At 72.7% G+C, this 16,586-nt stretch carries 15 protein-coding genes; 11 read left to right on the top strand and 4 right to left on the bottom strand.

Going from position 1 to position 16,586, the window contains the following annotated elements; genetic code table 11:
* The first annotated feature begins 295 nt into the window (after window positions 1-295).
* Window positions 296-1,438, top strand: a complete 1,143-nt coding sequence (locus tag NP777_RS11120; protein ID WP_256649955.1) for a glycosyltransferase family 4 protein — start codon at window positions 296-298, stop codon at window positions 1,436-1,438.
* 75 nt (window positions 1,439-1,513) lie between these two features.
* On the opposite strand, the gene NP777_RS11125 is transcribed toward NP777_RS11120, so the two are convergent.
* The gene (locus tag NP777_RS11125) at window positions 1,514-3,310 is read right to left on the bottom strand and encodes an AMP-dependent synthetase/ligase (protein WP_256649956.1); all 1,797 of its coding nucleotides are present in this window, start codon (window positions 3,308-3,310) and stop codon (window positions 1,514-1,516) included.
* Between the two features lie 252 nt (window positions 3,311-3,562).
* On the opposite strand from NP777_RS11125, the gene NP777_RS11130 reads away from it, so the two are divergent.
* The 6 genes from NP777_RS11130 to NP777_RS11155 all read left to right on the top strand — a co-directional run bounded on the left by NP777_RS11130 (window position 3,563) and on the right by NP777_RS11155 (window position 8,857).
* On the top strand, window positions 3,563-4,324 hold the full coding sequence (locus tag NP777_RS11130) for a metallophosphoesterase family protein (protein ID WP_256649957.1): 762 nt from the start codon (window positions 3,563-3,565) through the stop codon (window positions 4,322-4,324).
* 66 nt (window positions 4,325-4,390) lie between these two features.
* On the top strand, window positions 4,391-4,831 hold the full coding sequence (locus NP777_RS11135) for an SRPBCC family protein (RefSeq protein ID WP_137977593.1): 441 nt from the start codon (window positions 4,391-4,393) through the stop codon (window positions 4,829-4,831).
* 148 nt (window positions 4,832-4,979) lie between these two features.
* Window positions 4,980-6,338 (top strand): ArsA family ATPase, encoded by a 1,359-nt coding sequence (locus NP777_RS11140; RefSeq protein ID WP_256649958.1) that lies wholly within the window; start codon window positions 4,980-4,982, stop codon window positions 6,336-6,338.
* A gap of 190 nt (window positions 6,339-6,528) precedes the next feature.
* Window positions 6,529-6,993, top strand: coding sequence for a DUF5304 family protein (locus NP777_RS11145; RefSeq protein WP_256649959.1), 465 nt, complete (start codon window positions 6,529-6,531; stop codon window positions 6,991-6,993).
* Between the two features lie 57 nt (window positions 6,994-7,050).
* The gene (locus tag NP777_RS11150; protein WP_256649960.1) at window positions 7,051-7,992 is read left to right on the top strand and encodes an ROK family glucokinase; all 942 of its coding nucleotides are present in this window, start codon (window positions 7,051-7,053) and stop codon (window positions 7,990-7,992) included.
* Between the two features lie 16 nt (window positions 7,993-8,008).
* Window positions 8,009-8,857, top strand: a complete 849-nt coding sequence (locus NP777_RS11155) for an endonuclease/exonuclease/phosphatase family protein (protein WP_256649961.1) — start codon at window positions 8,009-8,011, stop codon at window positions 8,855-8,857.
* A gap of 52 nt (window positions 8,858-8,909) precedes the next feature.
* Here NP777_RS11155 and NP777_RS11160 read toward each other — a convergent pair whose 3' ends face one another.
* Entirely contained in the window at window positions 8,910-9,569 is a 660-nt protein-coding gene (locus NP777_RS11160; protein WP_256649962.1) for a hypothetical protein, read from the bottom strand.
* Window positions 9,562-10,380 (bottom strand): alpha/beta hydrolase, encoded by an 819-nt coding sequence (locus NP777_RS11165; protein ID WP_256649963.1) that lies wholly within the window; start codon window positions 10,378-10,380, stop codon window positions 9,562-9,564. Before NP777_RS11165 ends, NP777_RS11160 begins: the two co-directional genes overlap by 8 nt.
* Before the next feature lie 125 nt (window positions 10,381-10,505).
* Here NP777_RS11165 and NP777_RS11170 point away from each other — a divergent pair, with 125 nt between their 5' ends.
* From NP777_RS11170 to NP777_RS11185, 4 genes are all read left to right on the top strand, one after another.
* On the top strand, window positions 10,506-11,231 hold the full coding sequence (locus NP777_RS11170) for a lysophospholipid acyltransferase family protein (protein WP_256650195.1): 726 nt from the start codon (window positions 10,506-10,508) through the stop codon (window positions 11,229-11,231).
* Between the two features lie 138 nt (window positions 11,232-11,369).
* The gene (gene macS / locus NP777_RS11175; RefSeq protein WP_391858480.1) at window positions 11,370-12,614 is read left to right on the top strand and encodes a MacS family sensor histidine kinase; all 1,245 of its coding nucleotides are present in this window, start codon (window positions 11,370-11,372) and stop codon (window positions 12,612-12,614) included.
* Complete coding sequence (locus tag NP777_RS11180; protein WP_256649964.1) at window positions 12,611-13,291, top strand: response regulator; 681 nt, start codon at window positions 12,611-12,613, stop codon at window positions 13,289-13,291. Before macS ends, NP777_RS11180 begins: the two co-directional genes overlap by 4 nt.
* 181 nt (window positions 13,292-13,472) lie before the next feature.
* The gene (locus NP777_RS11185) at window positions 13,473-14,501 is read left to right on the top strand and encodes a 6-phosphofructokinase (RefSeq protein ID WP_256649965.1); all 1,029 of its coding nucleotides are present in this window, start codon (window positions 13,473-13,475) and stop codon (window positions 14,499-14,501) included.
* Between the two features lie 123 nt (window positions 14,502-14,624).
* On the opposite strand, the gene NP777_RS11190 is transcribed toward NP777_RS11185, so the two are convergent.
* Complete coding sequence (locus NP777_RS11190) at window positions 14,625-16,556, bottom strand: anthranilate synthase family protein (RefSeq protein ID WP_256649966.1); 1,932 nt, start codon at window positions 16,554-16,556, stop codon at window positions 14,625-14,627.
* Window positions 16,557-16,586: the final 30 nt, after the last annotated feature.

The raw sequence follows: 16,586 nt of genomic DNA on the forward strand, positions 1-16,586 counted from the left end.
GCCGCCTCCGTGTGTGGCGACGGTGCTGGGCTGAGCGCCGCCTCCGTACGTGCCGACCGTGCTGGGCTGAGCGCCGCCTCCGTACGTGCCGACCGTGCTGAGCTGAGCGCCGCCCCGGGCCCCTGCGTCGCCCCAGCCCCGGCCCCGGCCCGGCCGCCCCGTCTCCGTCCTCGGTCCCGTCCCCGTCCCGGTCCCGGCCCGCCCCGGCCGCCCCGGCCCCGCCCCGGCCCCGCCCAGCCCCCGGCCCCGACGTGGCGGAGCGGGCTCGGTGCCGGAGCCGGTACTGTCGGCCAGGATGGACAAGACCCTGCTCGTGACCAACGACTTTCCGCCCCGCCCCGGCGGCATCCAGGCGTTTCTGCACAACATCGCGCTGCGCCTGGACCCGGACCGGATCGTCGTCTACGCCTCCACCTGGAAGCGCGGCCGGGAGGGCGCCGAGGCCACCGCCCGCTTCGACGCCGAGCAGCCGTACCCGGTCGTCCGGGACCGGACGACCATGCTGCTGCCCACCCCGCGCGTCACCCGCCGCGCGGCCGCGCTGCTGCGCGAGCACGGCTGCACCGCGGTGTGGTTCGGCGCCGCCGCCCCGCTCGGGCTGATGGCCCCCGCGCTGCGCGCGGCCGGGGCGCGGCGGCTGGTGGCCACGACCCACGGCCACGAGGCGGCCTGGGCGCAGCTGCCGGCCTCACGGCGGCTGCTGCGGCGGATCGGCGGGGCCACGGACACCGTCACCTATCTCGGTGAGTACACCCGCTCCCGTATCGCCGCCGCGCTCGACCCCCGGGATGCCGCCCGGATGGTCCAACTCCCGCCCGGCGTGGACGAGAAGACCTTCCACCCCGGCTCGGGCGGCGACGAGATCCGGGCCCGTCTTGGCCTGGCCGAGCGGCCCGTCGTGGTCTGTGTCTCCCGGCTGGTGCCGCGCAAGGGGCAGGACACGCTGATCCGGGCCATGCCGCTGATCCTGCGGCGGGTGCCGGACGCGGTGCTGCTGATCGTCGGCGGCGGGCCGTACGCGAGGGATCTGCGCCGCCTCGCGGAGACCACGGGCGTGGCCGATTCGGTGCGCTTCACCGGCCCGGTCCCCTGGGAGGAGCTGCCCGCCCACTACGGTGCGGGCGACGTCTTCGCCATGCCCTGCCGCACCCGCCGCGGCGGGCTGGACGTCGAGGGCCTCGGCATCGTCTACCTGGAGGCGTCCGCGACCGGTCTGCCGGTCGTCGCCGGGGACTCGGGCGGGGCGCCGGACGCGGTGCTGGACGGCGAGACCGGATGGGTCGTACGGGGCGACTCCACCGAGCAGAGCGCCGAGCGCGTCGTGACCCTGCTGGAGGACGCCGAGCTGCGCCGCCGCATGGGCGAGCGGGGCCGCGCCTGGGTGGAGGAGCGCTGGCGCTGGGACCTGCTGGCCGACCGCCTGAAGTCGCTGCTGTGACGACTCGGGCCCCGGGGCGCGCCCCCGGGGCCCGATGGCCTGCCGCCGTCAGCCTCGCTCGACGGCCCGCTGCCGTCAGCCGCGGTAGATGGCCTCGATCTCCGAGGCGAAGTCCTTCGCCACGATGTTCCGCTTCAGCTTCAACGAGGGCGTCACATGCCCGGAGTCCTCGGTGAACTGCGTCGCCAGGACGCGGAACTTCCGGATCGACTCCGCCTTGGACACCGCCGCGTTGCCGTCGTCCACCGCCTGCTGGATCTCGGCCAGCAGGTCCGGGTCCTCCCGCAGCTCGGCCACCGTCACGCCCTCGGGCTTGCCGTGCTCGGCCGCCCAGCGCGGCAGGAACTCCTCGTCCACCGTGACCAGCGCGCCCACGAAGGGGCGGCCGTCGCCGACGACCATGCACTCGGCCACCAGGGCATGGGCCCGGATCCGGTCCTCTATCACCGCCGGGGCGACGTTCTTGCCGCCCGCGGTGATGATGATCTCCTTCTTCCGGCCGGTGATGGTGAGGTAGCCGTCCTCGTCGAGCGTGCCCACGTCCCCGGTGTGGAACCAGCCGTCCGACAGCGCCTCCGCCGTGGCCGGCTCGTTGTTCCAGTACTCGGTGAAGAGGTGCTCACCGTGCAGCAGCACCTCGCCGTCGTCGGCGATGCGCACCACCGTGCCCGGCATGGGCTGCCCGACCGAGCCGATCTTCTGCCGGTCCCAGGGGTTGAAGGTGGTCGCCGCGCAGGACTCGGTCAGGCCGTACCCCTCCAGGACCGTGAAGCCGATGCCCCGGTAGAAGTGGCCCAGCCGCTCGCCCAGCGGCGCCCCGCCGGAGATGGCGTGGGTGGCCCGGCCGCCCAGCACCGCCCGCAGCTTGCTGTAGACCAGCCGGTCGAAGACCTTGTGCTTGAAGCGGAGCCCGAAGGACGGCCCGCCCGGGGTGTCCAGCGCCTTGCTGTACTCGATGGCGGTGTCGGCCGCCTTGTCGAAGATCTTGCCCTTGCCCTCGGACTGGGCCTTCGCCCGCGCCGAGTTGTAGACCTTCTCGAAGACGCGCGGCACGCCCAGCACCAATGTGGGCCGGAACGCGGCGAGTTCGTCGGTCAGGGACTTCACATCCGGCACATGGCCGAGCTTGATCGGCGCCAGCACCGCCGCGATCTCCACCAGCCGCCCGAAGACATGGGCCTCGGGGAGGAACAGCAGCACCGACGACTCACCGGTGTGGAAGATCGGCTTGAGCCGGGCCACCGCGTTGCCGCACTCGGCGAAGAAGCTGCGGTGGGAGAGCACACAGCCCTTGGGGCGGCCGGTGGTGCCCGAGGTGTAGACGATGGTGGCGGGGGAGTCGGCGTGGGCGATCGAGGAGCGCTCGTCCACCTTCTCCTCGGACACGTCCTCGCCGAGCTTCCGCAGCGTCCCGATGGCGTCGCCCTCGATCCGCCAGACGTGCTTCAGGCCGGGCAGGGTGTCCCGGACGGCCTCGACGGCGGCCTCATGGACGCCGGTCTCGACCAGCGCGGCCACCGCGCCCGAATCGCTGAGGATCCACTGGACCTGCTCCGGCGAACTCGTCTCGTACACCGGCACGGTGACCCCGCCCGCGCTCCAGATGGCGAAGTCGAGCAGCGTCCACTCGTAGCGGGTTCTCGACATCAGGCCGACCCGGTCGCCCGGCTCCACACCGGCCGCGATCAGGCCCTTGGCGGCGGCGCGCACCTCCGCCAGGAACGCGGTCGCGGTCACGTCCTCCCAACGGTCGTCGATCTTGCGGCCGACCACGGCGACATCGGGATGCTGTGCGGCATTGCGGCGGATGAGATCCGTCAGATTGCCGTCGGCCGGAACTTCGTACAGGGCCGGAAGGCTGAACTCGCGCAAGACTGCTGCTCCTCGTGGGGCGCCGGCGCCGCTACAGGGCATGGGGGGTGGTGGACGGCCCGGACGTTACCCATCGGTACGCTTCCGGGATAGGGGTTCCTGCCCAGATGTTTGATGCGTCACACACCGCCCTCGTGCTGCCCGCAGACTAGTCGACGGGCGCCGTGTCCGCTAAGGAACCGCAGGTAGACGCGGGGCGGTACCGGCGGAACACCTTACGGGCGCGGGCCCTTACGTCTTAGGGTGACACGCATGCGAGTCCACGTGGTGAGTGACGTGCATGGCAACAGTGAGGACCTCGAGAAGGCCGGTGACGGGGCGGACGCCCTGATCTGTCTCGGTGACCTCGTCCTCTTCCTCGACTACGCCGATCACTCGCGCGGCATCTTCCCCGATCTCTTCGGTGTCGAGAACGCCGACCGGCTGGTCGAACTGCGCACCGCCCGCCGCTTCGAGGAGGCTCGGGCGCTCGGTAACCGGCTGTGGGAGGGACTCGACCGCAACGCGGCGATAGAGGCCGGGATCCGCCGCCAGTACGCCGAGCTCTTCGCCGCGTTCCCCACCCCGACGTACGCCACCTACGGAAATGTCGACATGCCGTCACTGTGGCCGGAGTACGCCCAGTCCGGTACCACCGTCCTGGACGGCGAGCGCGTCGAGATCGGCGGGCTGGTCTTCGGTTTCGTGGGCGGCGGGCTGCGCACGCCGATGCGCACCCCCTACGAGATCGACGACGAGACCTACGCGGCGAAGATCGCCGCCCTCGGCGAGGTGGACGTGCTCTGCACCCACATCCCGCCGGAGGTGCCCGACCTCTGCTACGACACCGTCGCCCGCCGCTTCGAACGCGGCAGCGCCGCCCTGCTGGAGGCGATCCACACCGTCCGCCCCAAGTACTCCCTCTTCGGCCATGTCCATCAGCCGCTGGCCCGCCGTATGCGGATCGGGGCCACCGAGTGCGTCAATGTCGGACACTTCGCCTCCTCCGGCACCCCCTGGACCCTGGAGTGGTGACCCGCGCGCGGTAGCCTTCAGCCGCAGAGGACCCATGCGGCGGACCGGTACGGAGGAGCCACGGCGATGGCGGAACACACCAGCTCGAGCATCACGATCGAGGCGGCCCCGGCCGACGTGATGGAGGTGATCGCCGACTTCGACCGTTACCCGGAGTGGTCCGGTGAGGTGAAGGAGGCCGACATCCTCACCAAGGACGCCCAGGGCCGCGCCGAGCAGGTGCGGATGCTGCTCGACGCCGGCGCGATCAAGGACGACTACACCCTCCAGTACAGCTGGACCGGGGACGACCAGGTCAACTGGTCCCTGGTCAAGTCCCAGATGCTGCGCACCCTTGACGGCTCCTACCGGCTCTCGGCGCTCGACGGAGGCAAGAGCACCGAGGTGACGTACCAGCTCACGGTCGACGTCAAGATCCCCATGCTGGGCATGATCAAGCGCAAGGCCGAGAAGGTCATCATCGACCGCGCGCTCGCGGGCCTGAAGAAGCGCGTCGAGGGCGCCTGACCCGCCCGGACCACCCCGGATCACCCGGACCACCCCGGGCCCCGACGGTGCCCGGGGTAATCCACGGCGCGGGGTACGCTCCGGCGGGTGCGGATCACCGGACCCGCGCCGCGCACACCGACGTAACCCCCTGCCGGAGGCTCTCTTCATGCGTACGGTCCTCGTCACCGGTACCGGCGGCGCGGGCCGCACCACCGTGGCCGCCGCGACCGCCCTCGCCGCCGCCCGTGAGGGGCAGCGGACGCTGCTGCTCACCGCCGATGCGGACGGCACCCCCGAGGCGCTGCTCGGCATCGGGGCGCCGTGGTCCGTACCCGGGCGCTCGGCGGACCGGCTGCCGTGGTCCGTACCCGCCGAGCTCGCGCCGGGGCTGTGGGCCGCGCGGGTCGTCACGGACCAGTGGTTCCGCGGTGAGCTGATCGCCCTCCAGGACCGCGGCCACGGCCTGCTGGACCTGCTCGGCGCGACCCCGCTGGACGGCGAGGAGCTGACCGCCCTGCCCGGGGTGGAGGCCATCGCGCTGCTGCGCGCCCTGCGCGCCGCCCAGACCGCCCCGCCCGGCACCGGCTGGGACGTCCTCGTCGTCGACATGCCGCCCGCGCCGGACACCGTCGCGCTGCTCGCGCTGCCCGAGCAGCTCCGGCGCTATCTGCGCCGGCTGCTGCCCGCCGAGCGGCAGGCGGCCCGCGCGCTGCGGCCGATGCTCGCCCAGCTCGCGGGGGTGCCGATGCCCGCGCAGAAGCTGTACGAGACGGCCGAGCGCTGGGAGCGGGAGCTGACCGCCGTCCAGGGCGTGATCGAGTCCGAGGCGACCACCGTACGGCTGGTCGTGGAGCCCGGACCGCTCGCCGACCGGGCGCTGCGCACCGCCCGCGCCGGTCTGGCGCTGCACGGCTGCCGGGTGGAGGCGGTGATCGCCAACCGGCTGTTGCCCACCGGCACCTCCGACCCGTGGCTCGCCGCGCTGTCGGGCCAGCAGCAGGACGCGCTCAAGGAGCTGTACGAGCAGTGGGCCCCCGCCGTCCCGGTCCGTGAGCTGCCGCATCTGGGCCGCGATCCGCACGGCCTCGGCGACCCGCGGCCCGGGGAGCCGCACCCCGGCGACTCGCGGCCCGGGGAGCCGCACCCCGGCGACTCGCGGCCCGCCGAGCCGCACCCCGGCGACGGCCCCGGGCGCGCCCCGGCCGGACTCGCCGATCTCGCCGGGGTCGTCGGGGCCCCCGGGGCGCGGCCCGACCGGCCCGCCCCCGACCCCTGGACCGTCGAGGACCGGCTGGCCGAGGACGGGGTGCTGCTGTGGCGGCTGCCGCTGCCCGGAGCCGACCGCGACGGGCTCTCCCTGGTGCGCCGGGGCGACGAACTGATCGTCACCGTCGCGCCGTTCCACCGGGTGCTGCCGCTGCCGTCCGCGCTGCGCCGCTGCACGGTCTCCGGCGCCGGGTTGCGCGACGGATGGCTCCAGGTGCGCTTCACGCCCGACCCGGACCTGTGGCCGAAGAGGCTCTGACACCCGTGTCCACGACGGCCGGTCCGGGGCTCCGGCACCCGTGTCCACGACGGCCGGTCCGGGGCTCCGGCACCCGTGTCCACGACGGCCGGTCTCGGGCTCTGACCCCGCCCCCCTCCTTCGGGTAACGTCGGTCACAAGCCCGGATGAACAGACCGGGCAGCCAGCATCCCCGCCGCAGGAGTTCGCCATGAGCGATGCCACCGAGCGCCCCGAGCCCCCGGTCACCGATGTGCCGGTCACCGAGATCGACCCCGACGCCTGGGAGCGGGCCTGTGAGGAGGACCTCGCCGCCGAGCGGGCCAGGCAGCGGGCCCGGCAGACCACCGAGGAGCCGGGGAGCGTGGCCGAGGAGTTCCTCAAGCTGGCCGACGCGTTCGCCGAGAAGGTCGCCCAGACGCCGATCGCCGGGACGGCCGTTCAGGGGGCCGTACAACAATTGATCGCACAGGCGAAAGCCGGCGTAGAACCGGTCATAGAGCGCAATCCAGAGGTTTTCGAACACCTCGCCAGCGCCGGATCCGAGCTCCTCGCCGCCTATCGTGCCGCCGTGACCGGCCAGGAGCGACGCTGGACCCAGGGTGCCGAGGGCGACTCCAAGGGCAGCGGTGAGAAATCGGAGAGTTCGAGTAGTGAACACATCGACCTCGACTGAGCGCCACCTCCGGTACCGTTAGCCTCGGCGGGGTTCGACCAAATAACTGAGGGACTCATGGGACTCACCATCGGCGTCGACATCGGCGGCACGAAGATCGCGGCCGGCGTGGTCGACGAAGAGGGCTCGATTCTCGAGACGAGCCAGGTTTCGACCCCGCAGACTCCCGAGGGAGTCGTCGACGCCATCGCGGACGCGGTGCGCATCGTCAGCGAGGGGCATGAGATCGAGGCCGTCGGCATCGGCGCGGCCGGATATGTGGACGACAAGCGCGCCACGGTGCTCTTCGCGCCCAATATCAACTGGCGGCACGAGGCGCTCAAGGACAAGGTCGAGCAGCGCGTCGGCCTGCCCGTCGTGGTGGAGAACGACGCGAACGCCGCGGCCTGGGGCGAGTACCGCTTCGGCGCCGGGGCCGGCCATGACGACGTCGTGTGCATCACCCTCGGCACCGGCCTCGGCGGCGGCATCATCATCGGCGGCAAGCTGCACCGCGGCCGGTTCGGCGTCGCGGCCGAGTTCGGCCACATAAGGGTCGTCCCGGACGGACTGCTGTGCGGCTGCGGCAGCCAGGGCTGCTGGGAGCAGTACGCCTCCGGCCGCGCCCTGGTCCGCTACGCCAAGCAGCGCGCCGCCGCCACCCCGGAGAACGCCACGGTCCTGCTCGGCCTCGGCGACGGCACCTCCGAGGGCATCGAGGGCAAGCACATCAGCGACGCCGCCCGGCAGGGCGACCCCGTCGCCATCGACTCCTTCCGTGAGCTGGCCCGCTGGGCCGGGGCCGGGCTCGCCGACCTCGCCTCGCTCTTCGACCCCTCGGCGTTCATCGTCGGCGGCGGGGTCTCCGACGAGGGCGATCTCGTCCTGGAGCCGATCCGCAAGTCCTTCCGGCGCTGGCTGGTGGGCAATCAGTGGCGTCCGCACGCCCAGGTGCTCGCCGCCCAGCTCGGCGGCAAGGCCGGGCTCGTCGGCGCCGCCGACCTGGCCCGCCAGGGCTGAGACGCGAGGGGGGAACGTGCCGCTCGCGGACCTGCCCGGATCCACCACCGGCCCGGACGCGGCGGTGGTGCGGGTGCTCAGCTACAACATCCGCTCGATGCGGGACGACCGCGAGGCGCTGGCCCGGGTGATCCGGGCCTGTGCCCCCGATGTCGTCTGCGTCCAGGAGGCGCCGCGCTTCTTCCGCTGGCGCAAGGCCGCCGCCTGGCTGGCCCGGGAGACCGGCCTCGTCTACACCACAGGCGGGGCCACCGCCGCCGGCCCGATGATCCTCACCTCGCTGCGCGCCCATGTGGAGCGGGCCGAGGACACTCTGCTGCCGCGCGTCCCCGGGCTGCACCGGCGCGGTTTCGCCACCGCCGTACTGCGCTTCGGCGGCGGCCACCGCGACACGGGCCACCGCGAAACCGGCCACCGCGACACCGGCCATCCGGAGAACGGCCACCGGGAGAACGGCGAAGGCAACGGCGTCCGGCTCGGCGTGGTCAGCTGCCATCTGAGCCTCGCCGCGGCCGAGCGCTACGAACAGGCCGGGATGCTGCTGGACCACCTGGCCGCGCTGGACGTCCCGTACGCCATCGCGGCCGGTGACATCAACGACCGGCCGGACGGCCGCGCCTTCCGCCGGATCGCGGGGAAGCTGCGGGACGGCTGGGCCACCGAGCCCTGGGGGAGCGAGGCCACCTTCTCCCCCAAGGACCCGCATCAGCGCATCGACGGGGTCTTCGCCTCGGAGGGCATCGAGATCATCGGCTGTGGGGTCCCGGCCGGACTGCCGGGCGTCACCGACGCGGACCTTCGCGCGGCCACGGACCACCTTCCGGTGCTGGCCGCGCTCAGGCTGCCCCGGGTGTCATCGGTCTGAGCGGCCGGGCCGGAGCCGGAGCCGGGGCGCGCCCGGCTCCGGAGCGGCGGGGTCAGACGACGGCGCCGCGGCCCGGGTCGTCGTCCTCTTCCTCGTCGTCGTCCTTCATCCGCAGCACCAGCGTGACGAAGCCGCCCAGGAAACCGCCGACGCCCAGCGTGGCGATCCACCAGACCATCTCCACCTGGAACAGCACCACTCCGAGCAGCAGCAGCGGCCCGCCCAGCACTCCGAGCCAGGCGAAGCGGGAGGTGGTGTCGGACTCGGGGAGCGGGGGCGGCTCGGGCGGGACGAAATGGCCCTCGTCGGTCTCGTCGAAGTCGTCCTCGGACGGCTCCTCGGGCTCCCAGTCGCGGGGGCCCACGCCCGGGGCGTAGACGATGAAGCCGCCCGGCTTCCCGGCGCCCGGTTTCCCTGCGCCCGGCCTCTCGGTCTTGTCGGGCTTGGTCAGCCCGCCCGTGGCCGCCTCGCCGCCACCGGACCCGTCGCCGTCACCGGACCGGTCGCCGCCACCGGACCCGTCGGCGTCGCCGTCCGCCGCGGACCGGTGGTCCCGGTCCCGCTCCTCGTCGACGTTCTCGGCGGCGGGCCATCGCTCGGCGCCTGGCGGGTCCTCCGGCTCCTCCCCGTACGCGGCGACGATCGCGGCGAAGGCGGCGTCGTCGTCCCGCCGCGCGTCCGCCTCGTTCTCATTCGAGTCGCGCTCAGCCACTGGCCGCCGCCCCCTCCTTTCCACTGCCCTTCCCGAGGCCGGTCCGGGTGGTGTCTTCACCCATACCCGTCGTCAGCCGGGTGATGAACGTGTCCGTCTCCTCGAAGATGAACTCGGCGTCGTGGTCCAGCGTCGCCACGTGGTAGCTGCGCTCCAGCAGCCGCTCGGTGACGTCCCGCGAGGACACCTGACTCAGGATGCGCTCGGAGTCGGCCGGCGGCACCACATGGTCCTGGGGGCTGTGCATCACCAGCAGCGGCTGGGTCACCTGCGGCAGTTCGGCGTCGACCACCCGGTAGAAGCGGCGCATCGAGTGCACGGCGTGCAGCGGCATCCGCTCGTAGCCGGACTCCTGCGCCCCCGGCTTGGCGATGTCGCTCACGATGCCCTTCACCGACGGCACCAGATGACGCAGCACCGGAAGGGCCACGGCCAGCGGATCGTGGATGCGGTTGGCCGGATTCACCACGGCCACGCCGCTGATCGCCGCGCCGTGCTGGGCGGCCAGCCGCAGCGCGAGCGCCCCGCCCATCGACAGACCGCAGACGAACACCCGCTCGCAGGTGCGGGAGAGCCTGGTCAGCTCGCGGTCCACCTCCGCGTACCAGTCCTGCCAGCCGGTGACGGCGAGGTCCTGCCAGCGCGTGCCATGGCCGGGAAGCAGCGGCAGTGAGACGGTCAGACCGCGGGCCGCGAGATGGTCGGCCCAGGGCCGCACGGACTGCGGGGAGCCGGTGAATCCGTGACAGACGAGTACGCCGATCTCTCCGCCGTCGTGGCGGAACGGCTCGGCTCCGGGCAGGAGCGGCACCACGGATCTCCGTTCGCTGGGGAAGCGGGCTCGAGGTCCTCAGCGTACGCGGCGCGCCGCATGCGGGGTAGGCAGGTTAAGGTCTCCTCGTCGGATACAGGAGGTCCCGGTTGTTCTACAGCGCAATGAAGCTGTCGGTGGGTGGCGCGTTGAAGCTCACCTTCCGGCCCTGGGTGGAGGGGTTGGAGCATATCCCCGCCGAGGGTCCGGCCATCCTCGCGAGCAACCACCTCTCCTTCTCCGACTCCTTCTTCCTGCCCGCGGTGCTCGATCGCAAGGTCACCTTCATCGCCAAGCAGGAGTACTTCACCACCCCCGGGGTCAAGGGGCGGCTCACGGCGGCCTTCTTCAAGGGCGTCGGGCAGTTGCCGGTGGACCGCTCGGGCTCGCGCGGCGCCGGCGAGGCCGCCATCAAGGCGGGCATCGAGGTGATCAAGCGCGGTGAGCTCTTCGGCATCTACCCCGAGGGCACCCGCTCGCCCGACGGGCGGCTCTACCGGGGCAAGCCGGGCGGTCTGGCAAGGGTCGCGCTCGCGACCGGCGCCCCGGTGATCCCCGTGGCGATGATCGACACCGAGAAGATCCAGCCCCCCGGCAAGGTCATGCCGAAGGTGATGCGGCCCGGCATCCGGATCGGCAAGCCGCTGGACTTCAGCCGCTACCACGGCATGGACGGCGACCGCTTCATCCTGCGCTCGGTGACCGACGAGGTCATGTACGAGATCATGAAGCTCTCCGGCCAGGAGTACGTGGACGTCTACGCCACCGCCGCCAAGCGGCAGCTCGCGGAGGCGGAGGCGGCCCGGAAGCAGGCCGAGAAGGAGAAGGACAAACACAAGTCCGGCGCCTAGGGCCTGTCCGGGGTTGTGATCCAGATCACAACCCCGGACAGGCCCTAGGCGCGTCGGCACCGGGGGTGGGGGACGTTGACGGAGCGGTCGAGAGAACGGTCCAGACGGGAGCGCGCCGGGGGCGAGCGCGTGGTGCGGATGTCCGTCGAGCAGCCGCTGTGGCAGGCGCTGACCGCCTACCGGGTGCTCACCCTGCTCTACGCGCTCGGCCTGTGCGTCTACTCCTTCGACGACTACGACCATCCGGTCGGCGCCGTCGTCTACATGGCGGTGCTGACGCTGTGGACGGCGCTCACCTTCCGGATGGTCGCCTCGGCCGAGCGCTGCACCCGGCGGTTCCTCGTCGGCGACCTCAGCATCGCGGTGATCGGCATTCTGCTCACCCCGCTCGTGGACAGCCACGACCGGATCGCCGAGGGCACGCCCACGCTGCCTTCCATATGGACGATGGGCGCGGTCCTCGGCTTCGCCATCAAGGGCGGCTGGCGCTGGGGCGCCTCGGCGTCCACCGTGGTCTGCGCCGCCAATGTGATCGAGCGCGGCGGATTCGCCCAGGACACCATCCACATGCTGTCGCTGGTGTGGGTGGCGAGCGTGGGCATCGGCTATGTGGTCGAGGTGGCCCGCGCCAGTGAGCGCACCCTCGCCCGCGCCCTGCGCATCGAGGCGGCCACCCGGGAGCGGGAGCGGCTGGCCCGCGACATCCACGACAGCGTGCTCCAGGTGCTCGCCATGGTGCAGCGGCGCGGCGCCGCGATCGGCGGCGAGGCGGCCGAACTCGGCCGGATGGCCGGGGAGCAGGAGATCGCGCTGCGCACCCTGGTCTCCACCGGACTGGTGGCCCGGCAGCGCACGGGGGACGGGACGGAGGCCGTGCCCGACCGGGGCGGCCTGCCGGACGCGGGGGGCCCGCCGGTTCCGCCCTGCCTCCCCGGCCCCGAGCGCTCCGACGGCGGCCCCTGCGATCTGCGGGCCCTGCTGGCCCCGCACGCGGGCTCCCGGGTCACCTTCTCCGAACCGGGCGCCCCGGTGCTCCTCCCGGCGGGCGTGGCCGGGGAGTTGGCCGCCGCCGTCGGCGCCGCCCTGGACAATGTACGGGTCCACGCCGGGGAGGACGCCCACGCCTGGATCCTGCTGGAGGACGAGCCGGACGCGGTGATGGTGACCGTACGGGACGACGGCCCCGGCATCCCGGAGGGGCGGCTGGCGGACGCCGAGGCGGAGGGGCGGCTCGGGGTGGCCCTGTCGATCCGGGGACGGCTGCGCGACCTCGGCGGCACCGCCGAGTGGATCTCGGCGTCGGGGCAGGGCACCGAGGTGGAGTTGACGGTTCCGAAGGCGTCGGCGAAGAAGGCGCAGCAGAAGGGGGAAGCGGCACGATGACCGCTCAGCACGACGGCCGCCCGGTGACGGTGATGGTGGTCGACGACCATCCGATGTGGCGCGACGCGGTGGCCCGGGACCTGTCCGAGGCCGGGTTCGACGTGGTGGCCACGGCCGGGGACGGCCCGCAGGCGGTCCGCCGGGCCAAGGCCGCCGGGCCGGACGTCCTGGTGCTCGACCTCAACCTGCCCGGACTGCCGGGGGTCGAGGTGTGCAAGGAGGTCGTCGCCGACCGCCCCGAGCTGCGGGTGCTGGTGCTCTCCGCGAGCGGTGAGCACGCGGACGTCCTGGAGGCGGTCAAGTCCGGGGCCACCGGCTATCTGCTGAAGTCGGCCAGCACCGAGGAACTGCTGGACGCGGTGCGCCGCACGGCGGCCGGCGACCCGGTGTTCACCCCCGGCCTCGCGGGCCTGGTGCTCGGCGAGTACCGGCGGCTCGCGGGCGAGCCCGCCCCCACCGCCGCCGACCAGCCCGCCGCCCCGCAGCTCACCGAGCGTGAGACGGAGGTGCTGCGGCTGGTGGCCAAGGGGCTTTCGTACAAGCAGATCGCCGAGCGGCTGGTCATCTCGCACCGCACGGTGCAGAACCACGTCCAGAACACCCTCGGCAAGCTCCAGCTGCACAATCGCGTGGAGCTGGTCCGCTACGCCATCGAGCGCGGCCTGGACGACGCCTGACGCCGGCCGGTCGCGGCCGGTGACACCGCGTCACCCCCTCGTACGGGTGAAGTTCAAAACCAACTCCCTTGATCCGCACGGGAATCGTCCGACGCCCCATCCCGTGTGACCTGGATCACCGTTAGCGTGGCTCTCCGTACCGGGCCCAATCACGGGATTCCACGGGAGAAGGGAAGAAACGATGCGGGTCGGAGTGCTGACCGGCGGCGGTGACTGCCCCGGGCTCAACGCGGTCATCCGCGCCGTCGTGCGCAAGGGCGTACAGGAATACGGCTATGACTTCATCGGCTTCCGGGACGGCTGGCGCGGCCCTCTCGAGAACGACACCGTTCCCCTCGACATCCGCGCGGTGCGCGGCATCCTGCCACGCGGCGGCACCATCCTCGGCTCCTCCCGCACCAACCCGCTCAAGAGCGAGGACGGCATCCGCCGGGTCAAGGAGAACCTGGTCAAGCAGGAGGTCGACGCGCTGATCGCGATCGGCGGCGAGGACACCCTCGGCGTCGCCGCGCGGCTCTCCGGCGACTACGGCCTCCGCTGTGTCGGCGTCCCCAAGACCATCGACAACGATCTGTCCGCCACCGACTACACCTTCGGCTTTGACACCGCCGTCAACATCGCCACCGAGGCCATCGACCGGCTCCACACCACCGCCGAATCCCATATGCGGGTGCTCGTCGTCGAGGTGATGGGCCGTCACGCCGGGTGGATCGCCCTGCACTCGGGGCTCGCCGGCGGCGCCAACGTCATCCTCCTCCCCGAACAGCGCTTCGATGTCGACCAGGTCTGCGCCTGGGTCGAATCCCGCTTCAAGATCCGCTACGCCCCGATCGTGGTGATCGCCGAGGGCGCGATGCCCAGGGACGGCGACGCCGTCCTCAAGGACGACACGCTCGACTCCTTCGGCCATGTCCGGCTCTCCGGGGTCGGCGAGTGGCTGGCCAAGGAGATCGAGAAGCGCACCGGTAAGGAGGCCCGCACCACCGTCCTCGGCCATGTCCAGCGCGGGGGCACGCCCAGCGCCTTCGACCGCTGGCTCGCCACCCGCTTCGGGCTGCACGCCATCGACGCGATCCGGGACGAGGACTTCGGAAAGATGGTCGCGCTGCGCGGCACCGACATCATCCGGGTACCGCTTGCCGAGGCGACCGCACGGCTCAAGACGGTCGATCCCTCGCTCTACGCCGAGGCCGAGGTCTTCTTCGGCTGAGGCCGTCTGGGTGCAGTACGGCGATGGGCCGGGCGCGGAAGTCGCGCCCGGCCCATCGTCACGCCGCCCTCCTCCGGGCCGGTGGGCCCGTCGGACCAGCCGTCCCTTTGGCGGGCGGACCCTTCAGACCAGCACGGCCGCCAGCAACTCCGCCACCAGCGCCGCCCCGTTCCGCGACAGCACCGACTCCGGGTGGAACTGCACCCCGGCGAAGCCCGGTCCGCGCAGCGCGTGGACATCGCCGGTCGCCGGGTCCCGGCTCAGCTCCACGCGGTGCATCGCCAGCTCCGCCTCCGCCGCCTCGTCGCAGCGCGCCGTGAAGGTGTTGTAGAAGCCGACGGTCTCCTCGCGTCCGAAGAAGTCGATCCGCTCCTGGGCGCCCTGGAACGGCACGTCCTTGCGCACGATCTCCAGCCCCAGCTCGGCCGCGATCAGCTCGTTCCCCAGGCACACCCCCAGCAGCCCGTGCCGGTGCCCGGCCACCAGCTCGGCGGCCAGCGCCCGCAGGAACCGCATCTTCGGGTCGGCCGTGTCGCCCGGGTCACCGGGCCCCGGGCCGAGCACCACGGGCCCCTGATGCGCCAGCGCCGCCTCCCGCACCCCCGGCTCGTCGTAGCGCCGCACGGTCACGGTCAGCCCCGAGGTGCGCAGCAGATGCGCGAGCATCGCGGTGAAGGTGTCCTCGGCGTCGATCACCAGGGCATGCCCGGACAACCCCCCGATCTCAGGCTGCTCGGGGGCTTGCATCCGCAGCCAGAACGGCGCCAGGTCCGCGCGCCGCGCGTCCAGCGCCGCCCGTACCCGCGGATCGTCCGCGAGCCGCGGCCGCGGGCCCTCCTCCTCGGGCCGTACGGGCGCGGGCCGCACGCCCAGCGCGGTCAGCACCCCGGCCGCCTTCGCATGGGTCTCGGCCACTTCGCCGCGCGGGTCGGAGTGGCGGACCAGCGTGGCGCCGACGGCCACCTTCAGCGATCCCCCGGGGTCGATGTCGGCGGTCCGGATCAGGATCGGCGAGTCCAGGGTCTGGGCGCCGCCGCCGTCCCGTCCGATCAGCGCGAGCGCCCCCGCGTAGTAGCCGCGGCCACCGGGCTCGTACCGCTCGATCACCCGGCACGCGTTCTGCACCGGGGAGCCGGTGACGGTCGCCGCGAACATCGTCTCGCGGAGCACCTCCCGGACGTCGAGCGAGGAGCGGCCGCGCAGCTCGTACTCGGTGTGCGCGAGGTGCGCCATCTCCTTGAGCCGGGGCCCGATCACCGTCCCGCCCATGTCGCCGACCGTGCACATCATCTTCAGCTCCTCGTCCACGACCATGGACAGCTCCTCCACCTCCTTGCGGTCGTGCAGGAACTCCAGCAGCCCCTCGGCGCTCGGCCCGCCCTCGGGATAGCGGTACGTCCCGCTGATCGGGTTCATCACGACCGTTCCCCCGGACATCCGCACATGGACCTCGGGGCTGGCCCCCACCAGCGTCCGCCCGTCCGCCGGCCGCACCACATACGTCCAGTAGGCGCCCCGCTCCCCGGCCAGCAGCCGCCGGAAGAGCGCGAGCGCGTCGGTACTCCCGAACCCCGGGATCTCGCCCCGGAAGGCCCTTCGGATGACGAAGTTGGCGCCCTCGCCGGTGCCGATCTCGTCCTCGATGACCCGGCTCACGATGTCCGCGTACGCGTCGTCGTCCACGTCGAACGCCCCGTTCTCGACCCGCACCGGATGCTCGGGCAGTGCCTCCAGCGCCTCGGCGAGCGGCAGCTCGTAGCTCTCCTCCGGGCGCAGCACGGCCAGCGGCGTCCCGTCGTCGCGCACCTCGAACCCGCGCTCGCGGATCTGCCGGAACGGCACCAGCGCGAGCGCGTCCGCCACCGGGGCGCCGTCCCGGGGAGCCCCGGTCGGCAGCGGGATGTCGGTCAGCCGCTCCACCTCGTCGACTGGGCCGAGCAGCACCTCGACGGTGTCGGGCGCCCGGCCGGGGGTGCGGCGGTGCAGCAGGGCGAAGGGCGGCGCGTCGTCGGAGAGCAGCCGGGCGACGACGGCTCGGGCGTGGGGGTTCCGCATGGCGGGTGATTCCTTCCGGATGGAGAAGGG

The organism is Streptomyces rugosispiralis, from assembly GCF_024505145.1.
Classification (GTDB): Bacteria; Actinomycetota; Actinomycetes; order Streptomycetales; family Streptomycetaceae; genus Streptomyces; species Streptomyces rugosispiralis.

Bases quoted from the DNA above. Each gene is read 5' to 3' on its own strand.
- NP777_RS11140 (WP_256649958.1), top strand. From the start codon at position 4,980: ATGCGTACGGTCCTCGTCACCGGTACCGGCGGCGCGGGCCGCACCACC.
- NP777_RS11170 (WP_256650195.1), top strand. From the start codon at position 10,506: ATGAAGCTGTCGGTGGGTGGCGCGTTGAAGCTCACCTTCCGGCCCTGG.
- macS (WP_391858480.1), top strand. From the start codon at position 11,370: ATGTCCGTCGAGCAGCCGCTGTGGCAGGCGCTGACCGCCTACCGGGTG.
- NP777_RS11185 (WP_256649965.1), top strand. From the start codon at position 13,473: ATGCGGGTCGGAGTGCTGACCGGCGGCGGTGACTGCCCCGGGCTCAAC.
- NP777_RS11135 (WP_137977593.1), top strand. From the start codon at position 4,391: ATGGCGGAACACACCAGCTCGAGCATCACGATCGAGGCGGCCCCGGCC.
- NP777_RS11145 (WP_256649959.1), top strand. From the start codon at position 6,529: ATGAGCGATGCCACCGAGCGCCCCGAGCCCCCGGTCACCGATGTGCCG.
- NP777_RS11130 (WP_256649957.1), top strand. From the start codon at position 3,563: ATGCGAGTCCACGTGGTGAGTGACGTGCATGGCAACAGTGAGGACCTC.
- NP777_RS11190 (WP_256649966.1), bottom strand. From the start codon at position 16,556: ATGCGGAACCCCCACGCCCGAGCCGTCGTCGCCCGGCTGCTCTCCGAC.
- NP777_RS11180 (WP_256649964.1), top strand. From the start codon at position 12,611: ATGACCGCTCAGCACGACGGCCGCCCGGTGACGGTGATGGTGGTCGAC.
- NP777_RS11150 (WP_256649960.1), top strand. From the start codon at position 7,051: ATGGGACTCACCATCGGCGTCGACATCGGCGGCACGAAGATCGCGGCC.
- NP777_RS11120 (WP_256649955.1), top strand. From the start codon at position 296: ATGGACAAGACCCTGCTCGTGACCAACGACTTTCCGCCCCGCCCCGGC.